The following is a 12,229-nucleotide window of genomic DNA, read 5'->3' as shown; positions in this document are numbered from 1 at the left end:
CCCTTGGCTTCAACATCAGGTCGTGAAGACACGCCCTGAAAAAATTTCTTCCAAGGCTGTAACCCTTTTTACGCGAGGCACGAATTACTCCATGAGCCGCCGGTATAGACCACGGCCACACTCTCAGGAGATTGACCATGAAAACCCTCGCCCTCACCACCGCAGCACTCGCGCTTGCCACGCTTGCAGGCGCCGCCATGGCGGCCGACAGCACGCAACCCGCAGGCAATGGCGCTGCCATGGAAAAATGCTACGGCGTCGCCATGGCAGGAAAGAACGATTGCAAGGCCGGCGCCGGCACCAGCTGCGCTGGCAGTGCGAAGAAGGACTACGACGGCATGCACTGGAAAAACGTCCCCGCCGGCACCTGCACATCGATCAAGACACCCGCCGGCATGGGCTCGCTGACACCTATCAAGTCTTGATCAGGGGAAACCGACCATGAACACAGACGCACGAATGGGCGCCGGAGTCAGCCTGAAGGCCGAGCACTACGACCAGGCGCTGGCGTGCAATCTCGAAGGGCTCTGGTTTGAAGTTCACCCGGAGAACTACATGGTCGGTGGCCCTCGCCTTGCCTGGCTGAACCGAATCGCAGAGCGGCACCCGGTCTCATTGCATGGTGTGGCACTTTCGCTTGCGGCTGACGCGGCCCCCGATCAGGACCATCTGCAGCGTCTGCGCGCACTGTGCGATCAGACCGAACCGGTACTGGTATCAGAGCACCTGGCCTGGTCAACCTGGCAGGGGCACTACCATCCAGACCTGCTGCCATTTCCGCGCAGCAACGAAGCTCTGCAGCGCATCGCTGAAAACATCCAGCGATGCCAGGAGGTTTTGGGCCGGCGGATATCCATCGAAAACCCCAGTCATTATTTGCAGCTGCAGGGCCATGACTGGGACGAGATCGACTTTCTTGGCGAACTGACACGTCGCACCGGTTGTGGTCTGTTGCTGGACATCAACAACGTCTACGTGAGCGCTCACAATCTGGGGTTCTCGGCAACTGCCTACCTGGATCGCTTTCCAGCGCAAGCCATCACAGAAGTTCATCTGGCCGGGCACAGCAACGATGACCAAGGCAGCCTGTTGATCGACTCTCATGATGCGCAGGTGGCCGAGCCTGTATGGGCGCTGTACCGCAAACTGGTTTCCCGTGTAGGCCCGCGCCCGACCCTCATTGAACGTGACGACAAGCTTCCCCCGTTCACCGAACTGCTTGCTGAACGGTCCATTGCACAGTCGATCATGACTTGCCCAGGTGTATTGCCATGAACCTTTCCCTTGGTCAGTTCCAGCAAGCGTTCATCGAGGCACTCTATTCCCGTCCCGCTCCCCAGCTTTCGGGCGTGACCGAACAAGCGGCGTTCGCGGTTTATCGCAACACGGTGTTGGCCGGCTGCGTGGATGCGCTTCGCGCAAACTTTCCGAGCGTGTGCACACTCGTCGGGCGCACCTGGATGGATGAGACCGCGGCAATCTATGCGCGGCAATTCCCCCCCAGCGATCCCCGGTTGATCTGCTACGGCGCGACCTTCCCGGATTTCCTCGAAGACATTCAGTCACAGCACGCTGTGCCGTATCTGGCGGAAGTCGCCCGCCTGGACCTGCGTTGGACAGAAGCCTTCAGTGCGCCGTACGAAACGTGCCTGAACCTTGTCGAACTGGCAGGCATGACCCCCAGCGATCTTGATCACGGTTGCTTGCACCCCCGTGCCAGTGCTCGCTGGTACTGGTGCGAGGCGCACCCTGTGTACACCCTGTGGCGCTGCGCCCGCGAGCAGGTTGCCTGGCCCGATGACCAACCATGGGTGGGCGAAGGGGTGCTGTTTGTCGGCACCGCTGATGGCGTATGCCACCAGCCACTGGGAAAAGGTGGCCATGCGTTTCTCAAGGCCTGTGCTGCCGGACAGTCGCTGATGCAGGCCTCGGACCTGGCGCGACACGCTGAAACCGACCTGGATTTCACCGAGATGCTCGGGCGCCTGATGACGGCCCAGGCTTTTCGCTCACTCGCCTTCACAGGAGAACACCACCATGGCTAGTGCCGATTTCACACCTCCGGCCAGCAGCCTGCGGCGCGCCTGGAACCACGTTGCACAGAGCCTCGAGCGCCGTTTGAGCGATGACCTGTTGTGCCTGGTCGCCCGGTTCGGGATCGCCTCGATATTCTTTCTTTCCGGACGCACCAAAGTGGAGGGTTTCCTCACCCTTACACCCGGCACCTATGAGCTGTTCCGCACCGAGTACGCGGTGCCTCTACTCTCGCCCTGGCTTGCAGCGCACCTGGCCGCCTACGCTGAGCACTTGTTCCCGCTATTGCTGGTGCTCGGGCTGATGACCCGGCTATCGGCGCTGGCACTGCTGGGCATGACGTTGGTGATCGAAGTGTTCGTCTACCCCGATGCGTGGCCCACCCACCTGACCTGGGCAGGGCTCTTGCTGCTCCTGGTTGCCCGAGGCGCCGGCGCGTTTTCGCTGGATCATCTGCTGAAAGTGAGATGACCGAAGGCCATTGGCACCTCGGCTGTCCAGGCACCACATGTATCGTTTTCGCTACGTCGTAGCGAAAACGATACACACCCTCCTCGCCGTGGGTGCACAAGGGTTTGATGCTCAAACCCTTTTCCTCCCATAGGCACCTGTAACGATATCATTCCACACGAAAAATACGGCTTCTCCGACAATTTACGTAATCTATTGATAAATAAGAAGTTTTATAGGTTGGCCGCATTATTGCTAAGGGAATCCTACCCTAAGAGCGCGGCGCCACCGCGCCCCCAACGCCCTGCTTCCCGAGGATTCCCCATGAGCGAGTTGCGTTTCACTGAAGATCACGAATGGCTGCGCGTCGAAGCCGATGGCAGCGTCACCGTGGGCATCACCGCCTACGCCCAGAATGCCCTTGGCGACGTGGTTTTCGTGCAACTGCCAGAGTTGCAGCAGTATGAGAAAGGCAACGAAGCGTCCACCGTTGAATCGGTCAAGGCCGCCAGCGGCGTGTACATGCCACTGACGGGTGAAGTGGTCGAGGTCAACGGCCAGCTCGAAGACAGCCCGGAACTGGTCAACGAAGACCCGATGGGCGAAGGCTGGTTCTTCCGCTTCATCCCTGCCGATGTAGAAGCGGTAACCGCGCTGCTCGACCAGGACGCCTACGACCGCCTGCTCAAAGCCAACGACGACGCCTGAGGAATCCCGCCATGACCATCAACCTCGGCACCGCCAACGAATTCATCGCCCGTCACATAGGCCCGCGCGCCGCTGACGAACAGGCCATGCTCACTGCACTGGGCTTCGACTCGCTGGACGCCATGACCGCTGCGGTCATCCCCGACAGCATCAAAGGTACCAGCGTGCTTGGCTCGCACGACGGCCAGAGCGAGGCCGACGCGCTCGCTGCGCTCAAGGCCATCGCTGGCAAGAACCAGCTGTTCAAAAGCTACATCGGCCAGGGCTACTACAACACCCACACTCCGGCACCGATCCTGCGCAACCTGCTGGAAAACCCGGCCTGGTACACCGCCTACACCCCGTATCAGCCAGAAATTTCCCAAGGCCGCCTGGAAGCGCTGCTGAACTTCCAGACCCTGATCAGCGACCTCACCGGCCTGCCGATCGCCAACGCCTCCTTGCTCGACGAAGCCACTGCTGCGGCCGAGGCCATGACCTTCTGCAAGCGCCTGTCGAAGAACAAGTCCAGCCATGCCTTCTTCGCCTCCGTGCACTGCCACCCGCAAACCCTCGACGTGCTGCGCACCCGTGCCGAGCCGCTGGGTATCGAGGTTGTGGTTGGCGACGAGCGCGAGCTGGGCGATGTCAGCGCCTTCTTCGGCGCCCTGCTGCAATACCCTGCCAGCAACGGTGAAGTGTTCGACTACCGCGAGGTCGTGCAGCGCTTCCACGCGGCCAACGCCCTGGTCGCCGTAGCGGCAGACCTACTGGCCCTGACCCTGCTGACCCCACCGGGCGAATTCGACGCCGACGTGGCCATCGGTAGCGCCCAGCGCTTCGGCGTGCCACTGGGCTTCGGTGGCCCGCACGCGGCTTACTTCGCCACCCGCGACGCGTTCAAGCGCGACATGCCTGGCCGCCTGGTCGGCGTGTCGATCGACCGCTTCGGCAAAACCGCCCTGCGTCTGGCCATGCAGACCCGCGAGCAGCACATCCGCCGCGAAAAGGCCACCAGCAACATCTGCACCGCCCAGGTGCTGCTGGCCAACATCGCCAGCATGTTCGCCGTGTACCACGGCCCTGCCGGCCTCAAGCGCATTGCCGAACGCACCCACGCCCTGACCGCGATCCTCGCCGCCGGCCTGAAGGCGCTGGGCGTACAAGTGGTGGGCGCCAGCGCCTTCGATACCCTGACCCTGGCCACCGGCACTGCCACCGCCAGCCTGCATGACAAGGCACGCGCCCAGGGCATCAACCTGCGCCAGATCGATGCCGCCCATGTGGGCCTGTCTCTGGACGAAACCAGCACTCAGGCTGACGTCGAGTCGCTGTGGCAGCTGTTGGGTGGCGAGCAGGCACAGCCTGATTTCACCGCACTGGCCGCCAGCACCGGTTCCCTGCTGCCTGCCGCCCTGCTGCGCCAGTCGGCCATCCTCGAACACCCGGTGTTCAACCGCTACCACAGCGAAACCGAGCTGATGCGCTACCTGCGCCGCCTGGCCGACAAGGACCTGGCGCTGGACCGCAGCATGATCCCGCTGGGCTCGTGCACCATGAAGCTGAACGCCGCCAGCGAAATGATCCCGGTCACCTGGGCCGAGTTCGGCAACCTGCACCCGTTCGCCCCGGCCGAGCAGAGCCAGGGCTACCTGCAGATGACCACCGAACTGGAGGCCATGCTGTGCGCGGCCACTGGCTATGATGCCGTGTCGCTGCAGCCCAACGCCGGCTCGCAGGGCGAATACGCCGGGCTGTTGGCGATCCGCGCCTACCACCGCAGCCGTGGTGAAGGCCATCGCGATATCTGCCTGATTCCGTCGTCGGCCCATGGCACCAACCCGGCCACCGCACACATGGCTGGCATGCGTGTCGTGGTTACCGCCTGTGACGCCCGTGGCAACGTCGATGTCGAGGACCTGCGCGCCAAAGCCATCGAGCACCGCGAGCGCCTGGCTGCAATCATGATCACCTACCCGTCGACCCACGGCGTGTTCGAGGAAGCGATCGGCGAAATCTGCGCGATCATCCACGACAACGGTGGCCAGGTGTACATCGATGGCGCCAACATGAACGCCATGGTCGGACTGTGCGCGCCAGGCAAGTTCGGCGGCGACGTTTCCCACCTGAACCTGCACAAGACCTTCTGCATCCCGCACGGTGGTGGTGGCCCGGGTGTTGGCCCGATTGGCGTCAAGTCGCACCTGGCGCCGTTCCTGCCAGGCCATGCACAGCTGGAAAACACCCAGGGCGCGGTATGCGCTGCGCCGTTCGGTAGCGCCAGCATCCTGCCAATCACATGGATGTATATCCGCATGATGGGCGGTGCCGGCCTCAAACGTGCCTCGCAAATGGCAATCCTCAACGCCAACTACATCGCCCGCCGCCTGGAAGAGCACTATCCTGTTCTGTATACCGGCGGTAACGGCCTGGTGGCTCACGAATGCATTCTCGACCTGCGCCCACTGAAGGACACCAGCGGCATCAGTGTCGACGACGTGGCCAAACGGTTGATCGACTTCGGCTTCCACGCCCCGACCATGTCTTTCCCGGTGGCTGGCACGCTGATGATCGAACCGACCGAAAGCGAGTCCAAAGAAGAACTGGACCGCTTCTGCAACGCAATGATCCAGATCCGCGAAGAAATCCGCGCGGTGGAGGACGGTAGCCTGGACAAGGACGACAACCCGCTGAAAAACGCACCGCACACTGCGGCTGAGCTGGTTGGCGAATGGACCCATGGCTACAGCCGCGAGCAGGCGGTATACCCCCTGGCGAGCCTGGTGGAAGGCAAGTACTGGCCGCCGGTCGGCCGGGTCGACAACGTGTTCGGCGACCGCAACCTGGTGTGCGCCTGCCCGTCGATCGAGAGCTATCAGGACGCCTGATAGCCCTCCCCGCCACCTGGCTTGGGTGGCGGGTTCTGTGTAGGAGCGGGTTTACCCGCGAATGCGATGGTGGCTATACCGCCGCATTCGCGGGTAAACCCGCTCCTACAGGGCTCAATGTCCACCCAACAACCTGGCAGGAGGTCCACATGTCACTGAGCGTCTTCGACCTGTTCAAGATCGGCATCGGCCCCTCCAGCTCCCACACGGTCGGCCCGATGCGCGCCGCTGCGCGGTTTGCCGAAGGGCTGCGCCGTGACGGCCTGCTGGCCCGCACCGCCAGCGTCAAAGCCGAGCTGTATGGCTCACTGGGCGCCACAGGCAAAGGCCACGGCAGTGACAAAGCCGTGCTGCTGGGCCTTGAAGGCGAACACCCGGACATTATCGACACCGACAGCATTCCCGCCCGCCTGCAGGTCATCCGCGACAGCGGACGCATCAACCTGCTGGGCGAGCACAGCATTGCGTTCATCGAAAAGCAGCACCTGGCGATGATCCGCAAGCCGTTGGACTACCACCCCAACGGCATGATCTTCCGCGCGTTCGACGACGCAGGCCTGCAAATCCGAAGCCGCGAGTACTACTCGGTAGGCGGTGGTTTCGTGGTCGACGAGGACGCTGCCGGCCACGACCGCATCGTCGAGGACACCACGGTGCTGGCCTATCCGTTCAAGACCGCCAAGGCGCTCCTCGGCCACTGCACCGCGCATGACCTGTCGGTGAGCCAGGTGATGCTGGCCAACGAGTCCGCCTGGCGCCCAGAAGCAGAAACCCGGGCCGGGCTGCTGCGCATCTGGCAGGTGATGCAAGATTGCGTCGCGGCAGGTTGCCAGCATGAGGGCATATTACCGGGAGGGCTCAAGGTTAAACGCCGCGCGCCGGCCCTGTACCGCCAACTGAGCGGCCACCCGGAAGCCAGCCTGCGTGACGCCCTGTCCGTGCTCGACTGGGTCAACCTCTACGCCTTGGCGGTGAACGAGGAAAACGCCTACGGCGGTCGTGTGGTCACCGCCCCTACCAACGGCGCAGCGGGCATCGTCCCGGCAGTCCTTCACTACTACATGCGCTTCGTCCCGGGGGCCAGCGAGGACGGGGTGGTGCGCTTTCTGCTCACCGCCGCAGCCATCGGCATCCTGTACAAGGAAAACGCCTCCATCTCCGGCGCCGAAGTGGGCTGCCAGGGCGAGGTCGGCGTCGCCTGCTCGATGGCCGCCGGGGCGCTGTGCGAAGTGATGGGCGGCAGCGTGCAGCAGGTGGAGAACGCCGCCGAAATAGGCATGGAACACAACCTGGGCCTGACCTGCGACCCGATCGGCGGCCTCGTACAGGTGCCCTGTATCGAGCGCAATGCGATGGGCTCGGTGAAGGCCATCAACGCGGTACGCATGGCCCTGCGCGGCGACGGGCAGCACTACGTGTCGCTGGACAAGGTCATCCGCACCATGCGCCAGACCGGCGCCGACATGAAAAGCAAATACAAAGAGACCGCCCGTGGCGGCCTGGCCGTCAACATCATCGAATGTTGACCCGACAATGACAGCAAGGAGTCATCGATGTCCGAAACACTGCTCAAGACCCCACTGCATGCCCTGCACCTGGAACTGGGTGCGCGCATGGTGCCGTTCGCCGGCTACGACATGCCGGTGCAGTACCCGCTGGGCGTGCTCAAGGAACACCTGCACACCCGCGAGCAGGCCGGCCTGTTCGACGTCTCGCACATGGGCCAGATCATTCTGCGTGGCGCTGACGCCGCCAAGGCGCTGGAAAGCCTGGTACCGGTGGACATCATCGACCTGCCGGTGGGTATGCAGCGCTATGCCATGTTCACCAATGAGCAAGGCGGCATTCTCGACGACCTGATGGTTGCCAACCTGGGCGAGGACACCCTGTTCCTGGTCGTCAACGCCGCCTGCAAGGAGCAGGACCTGGCTCACCTGCAAACCCACATCGGCAGCCGTTGCGAGGTGCAGCCGCTGTTCGAGGAGCGTGCCCTGCTCGCCCTGCAAGGCCCGGCTGCAGTCAAGGTGCTGGAACGCCTGGCTCCAGAAGTGGCCGGCATGACCTTCATGCAGTTCCGCCGGGTAAAACTGCTGGGTGTGGACTGCTTCGTCAGCCGCTCGGGCTACACCGGCGAAGACGGCTACGAGATCTCGGCACCGGTCAACGCTGCCGACGCCCTGGCCCGCCGCCTGCTGGCCGAGCCGGAAGTACAGCCGATCGGCTTGGGCGCACGCGACTCGCTGCGCCTGGAAGCTGGCCTGTGCCTGTATGGCCACGACATGAACAGCGAGACTACGCCGATCGAAGCCAGCCTGCTGTGGGCAATTTCCAAGGTGCGCCGTGCCGACGGTGCACGTGCTGCCGGCTTCCCGGGTGCCGAGGCGATCTTCGCCCACGTGCGCGATGGTGTTGCGCGCAAACGTGTCGGCCTGTTGCCGCAGGAGCGTACGCCTGTTCGTGAAGGTGCGGACATTGTCGACGCAAACGATAAACCGGTGGGTAAAGTGTGCAGCGGGGGCTTTGGCCCGACACTCGCTGCCCCTGTCGCCATGGGTTATATCGATAGTGAACATGCTGCACTCGACACCGCACTGTTTGCCGTGGTGCGTGGAAAGAGGGTGGCCTTGAAAGTCAGTAAAATGCCTTTCGTGACACCACGTTACTACCGTGGCTGAAACGGCTTTGTGAAGGTTTTGGGCAGCGTAGACATATTCGTTTTCGAACCTGCCCAATAACTTTTGAACATGGCGCCAGGCCAGGCGCCATGCCGTTTCCGACAAATCGGTCGGTTATCGGCAAGCCGCCAGTTTTCCATACGACCAAGGGCTTGTTTTTCGCTCGGGAGTTGGCGTAGAGTCACTGCACTGTGTTTGCATGGGTCGCAACAGTTCGTGACCTGGGCCAGTAGCCGAGATTTGCTACAACCCGTTCGACGTCTCTTACTTCCTGCAACCCAGCCCAGTAATCTTTCGCTTACAAAAAAGTGCGAAAGTAACTGTCATCAAAATTTAAGTTTCATAGGAAATAAGACAATGGCTGAGCGTCAGAAGGGTACCGTCAAGTGGTTCAATGACGAAAAAGGTTACGGCTTCATCACCCCAGAAAGCGGTCCGGATCTCTTCGTTCACTTCCGCGCTATCGAAGGCAACGGCTTCAAGAGCCTGAAAGAAGGCCAGCAAGTCACCTTCGAAGCAGTCCAAGGCCAAAAAGGCATGCAGGCTGACAAGGTTCAACCTGTCTGATCCAGCGCCAGACTTTGAAAAGCCCCTGCCAAGTGCAGGGGCTTTTTTTTGCCCGTAGAATAGTGGGCTCGTCTTTTGGAGCGTCCTGCATGTCCAAGCCTCTACTCACTCCCCAGGGGGATTTTCCACCGGTCGGCCTGGGCCGGCGCCTGGCAGCGATGTTCTATGACTTTTTACTGTGCACCGCACTGCTGATCGTGACCGCCGGCGCCTACAAGATGATTCAGATGTCGATCATCGGCGAAGCACGCATGCGCGAGCTGACCGAGGCCGGCGCACTGGATGGCGACCCATTGCTGTCTACGGTATTGCTGTTTGCCCTGTTCGGCTTCTTTGCCAAGTTCTGGACCCACGGCGGGCAGACGCTGGGTATGCAGGTATGGGGCGTTCGGGTGCAGAATGCCGATGGCTCGGCCATCAGCCTGTGGCAGGCGCTGTTGCGGTTCGTCGTGTCGATCGCCTCGTGGCTGTGCCTGGGGCTGGGTTTTTTCTGGGTGCTGATCGACAAGCGCAAGCGCGGTTGGCATGACATCTATTCGGAAAGCCAGCTGGTGCGGGTGCCGAAACAGAAGAAATAAGCCAGAGGATTGGAGTTGCCTTCGGGCCCTTTCCTGATGCCTGCGCGGTACCTGTAGGCGCGGGCTTACCCGCGAAGAGGCCGGGCCAGATCAACACCCACGAAAAAGCCGACCCTGCGGTCGGCTTTCTTGTGCAGCTCAGGCTATTACCCTGCCCGGCGCAACAACCACACACCGGCCAAGGCACAGATGCCCGCCGGTATCACCACCGCCAGCAGTGGCGGGAAGCCAAATACCTGGCTCGAAGGCCCAAGCAGGTCCTGGCCAATGCGAAACACGAAGCCCACCAGTACACCCGTGAACACGCGCTGACCAAGGGTTACCGAACGCAGCGGGCCAAAGATGAACGAGATCGCCATCAGCACCAGGGCCGCCGTTACCATCGGCTGCAGCACCTTGGTCCAGAACGCCAGCCAGTAGCGGGAGTTGTTCAGGCCCTGATCAGACAAGTAGTGGATGTAATCCCACAACCCGGTAATCGAAAGCGACTCTGGCGCGAGGATCACGGTATTGAGCAGTTCTGGCGTGAGCGAAACATCCCAGCGCTCCTCTGGCGCGTTGACCACCTCGGTGTGGTCGCCGCGGAAGTAGGTGGTACGCACATCGGCGAGCAGCCAGTGGTCGTTCTGGTACTGCGCACGGCGGGCAAAGCTCGAGGTGACAATCTTGCGCTCGCTGTCGAAGCGGTAGCGGGTCACGCCCAGCAGCAGGCCATCGGGCTGTACGGCGTTGATGTGCACGTACTCCTCGCCCTGGCGGTGCCACATGCCACGTTTGGAGCTTTGTGCTTCACCACCACCCTGGGCCAGGGAACGGTCGGCCTGGGCCTTGTTCTCGGTCACCGGTGCCACATATTCGCCAATCAGCAGCCCCACCAGCATCAGCACCAGCATCGGCTTCATCACCGCCCAGACGATACGGCCAATGGACACGCCGGCCGCACGCATGATGGTCAGCTCGCTGCTGCTGGCCAGACTGCCCAGGCCGATCAGGCAACCGATCAGGGCGGCCATTGGCAGCATTTCATACAGCCGCCGAGGTGCGGTAAGCAGGACAAAGTTGCCCGCTTCCATCACCGTGTAGGTGTCACTCAGGTCGCCCATTTCATCGATGAAGGCGAAAAGCGAAGCCAGGCCGAGGATGATCCCCAGCACGGCCAGGATGGCCAGCAGCACGCTCTGGCCGATGTAGCGATCGAGCTTAGCCATGGGCCACCTCCGCACGGCGGGCGGCACGCTTGAGGCGCAGCGGCTCCCAATACATCAGGCCAAGGCCGATCAGCAGGAACAGGCCGTGGACCCACCACATGCCCAGGGCGATCGGCAGTTTGCCCTTCTCGAGGGCGCCGCGTACGGAAATCAGCATTGTCAGGTAGGCCATGTACAGAAGAATTGCCGGCAGCAGCTTGAGGAAGCGGCCCTGGCGCGGGTTGACCCGCGACAGTGGCACCGCCAGCAGGGTGACGACGAACACCAGGATCGGCAGCGACAGCCGCCATTGCAGCTCGGCGCGCTCACGCAGGCCCTCCTTGCCGATCAGTTCGGAGGTGGGAAGCGCTTCGCGCTCGGTCACTTCCTCGGCGACTTCCGGCTTGGGCAGCAGCACGCCGTAGGTGTCGTACTTGATGGCGCGGTAGTCGGCCTGGCCCGGGTTGCCGTCGTAGCGGTAACCGTTTTCCAGCACCAGGTAGCGGTTGCCGTCGGCCTGGATTTCCTGGTGGCCTTTCTCGGCGACCAGCACCGACGGGGCGCGGTCCTTGGTCTTGTCCTGGTTGAAGCGCTTCTCGGAGATGAACACCCCGCCCAGGTTGATGCGGTCATCCGACAGTTGCTCGGTATAGGTTACCCGCGAACCATCACGCAAGGTCTGGAAGCGGCCCGGCACCAAGGTGTCGAACTCGGTCAGGGCATCCTGCTGGCTGATGATCTGCTGCACCTGGGCCACGCCCAGCGGGGCCAGGCTCAGGCTCAGCCAAGCCACCAGCAGGGCAACCAGGGCAGCCGGCGCCATGGTCATGCCCAGCAGGCGCTGCTGGCTCATGCCAGTGGCCGACAGCACGGTCATCTCGCTTTCCAGGTACAGGCGCCCGTAAGCCAGGAGGATGCCGAGGAACAGCCCCAGAGGCAGAATCAGTTGCAGGAAGCCTGGCAAGCGGAAGCCCATGATCAGGAACAACACGCCCGGGTCGAGCACGCCCTGAGCAGCCTGGGCCAGGTACTTGATGAAGCGCCCGCTCATGATGATCACCAACAGCACAGCGCTGACGGCGCTCAAGGTGACCAGGACCTCGCGGGACAGATAACGAAAGACGATCAAACCAGACACTCCTGGGTTGTCAGGGCGGACTGCC

The 12,229-nt window shown here is 62.4% G+C and carries 12 protein-coding genes; 10 read left to right on the top strand and 2 right to left on the bottom strand.

Annotation, left to right across the window (positions count from 1 at the left end; genetic code table 11):
• Window positions 1-137 precede the first annotated feature (137 nt).
• From ACI7M0_RS05075 to ACI7M0_RS05030, 10 genes are all read left to right on the top strand, one after another.
• Window positions 138-425: a DUF2282 domain-containing protein gene (locus ACI7M0_RS05075; protein WP_010952179.1), complete on the top strand. Its 288-nt coding sequence runs from the start codon at window positions 138-140 to the stop codon at window positions 423-425.
• Between the two features lie 16 nt (window positions 426-441).
• On the top strand, window positions 442-1,275 hold the full coding sequence (locus tag ACI7M0_RS05070) for a DUF692 domain-containing protein (RefSeq protein WP_177413612.1): 834 nt from the start codon (window positions 442-444) through the stop codon (window positions 1,273-1,275).
• Entirely contained in the window at window positions 1,272-2,045 is a 774-nt protein-coding gene (locus ACI7M0_RS05065) for a DNA-binding domain-containing protein (RefSeq protein ID WP_104886632.1), read from the top strand. Before ACI7M0_RS05070 ends, ACI7M0_RS05065 begins: the two co-directional genes overlap by 4 nt.
• On the top strand, window positions 2,038-2,505 hold the full coding sequence (locus tag ACI7M0_RS05060; RefSeq protein WP_064493353.1) for a DoxX family protein: 468 nt from the start codon (window positions 2,038-2,040) through the stop codon (window positions 2,503-2,505). Before ACI7M0_RS05065 ends, ACI7M0_RS05060 begins: the two co-directional genes overlap by 8 nt.
• Window positions 2,506-2,808: 303 nt before the next feature.
• Window positions 2,809-3,192: a glycine cleavage system protein GcvH gene (gene gcvH / locus ACI7M0_RS05055; protein ID WP_064493352.1), complete on the top strand. Its 384-nt coding sequence runs from the start codon at window positions 2,809-2,811 to the stop codon at window positions 3,190-3,192.
• Between the two features lie 11 nt (window positions 3,193-3,203).
• Window positions 3,204-6,059 carry an aminomethyl-transferring glycine dehydrogenase gene (gene gcvP / locus ACI7M0_RS05050; protein ID WP_003255089.1) on the top strand — a complete coding sequence of 952 codons (2,856 nt, stop codon included), beginning with the start codon at window positions 3,204-3,206 and terminating at the stop codon, window positions 6,057-6,059.
• A gap of 149 nt (window positions 6,060-6,208) precedes the next feature.
• Window positions 6,209-7,585, top strand: coding sequence for an L-serine ammonia-lyase (locus ACI7M0_RS05045; protein ID WP_003255090.1), 1,377 nt, complete (start codon window positions 6,209-6,211; stop codon window positions 7,583-7,585).
• A 27-nt stretch (window positions 7,586-7,612) separates the two neighbouring features.
• Window positions 7,613-8,734: a glycine cleavage system aminomethyltransferase GcvT gene (gene gcvT, locus ACI7M0_RS05040; RefSeq protein ID WP_405314551.1), complete on the top strand. Its 1,122-nt coding sequence runs from the start codon at window positions 7,613-7,615 to the stop codon at window positions 8,732-8,734.
• Between the two features lie 357 nt (window positions 8,735-9,091).
• Entirely contained in the window at window positions 9,092-9,301 is a 210-nt protein-coding gene (locus ACI7M0_RS05035) for a cold-shock protein (protein ID WP_014589840.1), read from the top strand.
• Between the two features lie 89 nt (window positions 9,302-9,390).
• The gene (locus ACI7M0_RS05030) at window positions 9,391-9,879 is read left to right on the top strand and encodes an RDD family protein (protein WP_003255094.1); all 489 of its coding nucleotides are present in this window, start codon (window positions 9,391-9,393) and stop codon (window positions 9,877-9,879) included.
• Between the two features lie 146 nt (window positions 9,880-10,025).
• Here ACI7M0_RS05030 and lptG read toward each other — a convergent pair whose 3' ends face one another.
• Window positions 10,026-11,087 (bottom strand): LPS export ABC transporter permease LptG, encoded by a 1,062-nt coding sequence (gene lptG / locus ACI7M0_RS05025; RefSeq protein ID WP_010952171.1) that lies wholly within the window; start codon window positions 11,085-11,087, stop codon window positions 10,026-10,028.
• Complete coding sequence (gene lptF, locus ACI7M0_RS05020; protein WP_004575655.1) at window positions 11,080-12,195, bottom strand: LPS export ABC transporter permease LptF; 1,116 nt, start codon at window positions 12,193-12,195, stop codon at window positions 11,080-11,082. Before lptF ends, lptG begins: the two co-directional genes overlap by 8 nt.
• Between the last annotated feature and the right edge of the window lie 34 nt (window positions 12,196-12,229).

This window comes from Pseudomonas sp. 10(2024) (assembly GCF_045164175.1).
In the GTDB taxonomy this organism is placed as follows: domain Bacteria; phylum Pseudomonadota; class Gammaproteobacteria; order Pseudomonadales; family Pseudomonadaceae; genus Aquipseudomonas; species Aquipseudomonas alloputida.
This window is presented reverse-complemented; position numbering and strand designations above follow the sequence as displayed.

What these genes read in the sequence shown, in the direction of transcription:
- ACI7M0_RS05075 (WP_010952179.1), top strand. Translation starts at nt 138, where the DNA reads ATGAAAACCCTCGCCCTCACCACCGCAGCACTCGCGCTTGCCACGCTT.
- ACI7M0_RS05070 (WP_177413612.1), top strand. Translation starts at nt 442, where the DNA reads ATGAACACAGACGCACGAATGGGCGCCGGAGTCAGCCTGAAGGCCGAG.
- ACI7M0_RS05065 (WP_104886632.1), top strand. Translation starts at nt 1,272, where the DNA reads ATGAACCTTTCCCTTGGTCAGTTCCAGCAAGCGTTCATCGAGGCACTC.
- ACI7M0_RS05060 (WP_064493353.1), top strand. Translation starts at nt 2,038, where the DNA reads ATGGCTAGTGCCGATTTCACACCTCCGGCCAGCAGCCTGCGGCGCGCC.
- gcvH (WP_064493352.1), top strand. Translation starts at nt 2,809, where the DNA reads ATGAGCGAGTTGCGTTTCACTGAAGATCACGAATGGCTGCGCGTCGAA.
- gcvP (WP_003255089.1), top strand. Translation starts at nt 3,204, where the DNA reads ATGACCATCAACCTCGGCACCGCCAACGAATTCATCGCCCGTCACATA.
- ACI7M0_RS05045 (WP_003255090.1), top strand. Translation starts at nt 6,209, where the DNA reads ATGTCACTGAGCGTCTTCGACCTGTTCAAGATCGGCATCGGCCCCTCC.
- gcvT (WP_405314551.1), top strand. Translation starts at nt 7,613, where the DNA reads ATGTCCGAAACACTGCTCAAGACCCCACTGCATGCCCTGCACCTGGAA.
- ACI7M0_RS05035 (WP_014589840.1), top strand. Translation starts at nt 9,092, where the DNA reads ATGGCTGAGCGTCAGAAGGGTACCGTCAAGTGGTTCAATGACGAAAAA.
- ACI7M0_RS05030 (WP_003255094.1), top strand. Translation starts at nt 9,391, where the DNA reads ATGTCCAAGCCTCTACTCACTCCCCAGGGGGATTTTCCACCGGTCGGC.
- lptG (WP_010952171.1), bottom strand. Translation starts at nt 11,087, where the DNA reads ATGGCTAAGCTCGATCGCTACATCGGCCAGAGCGTGCTGCTGGCCATC.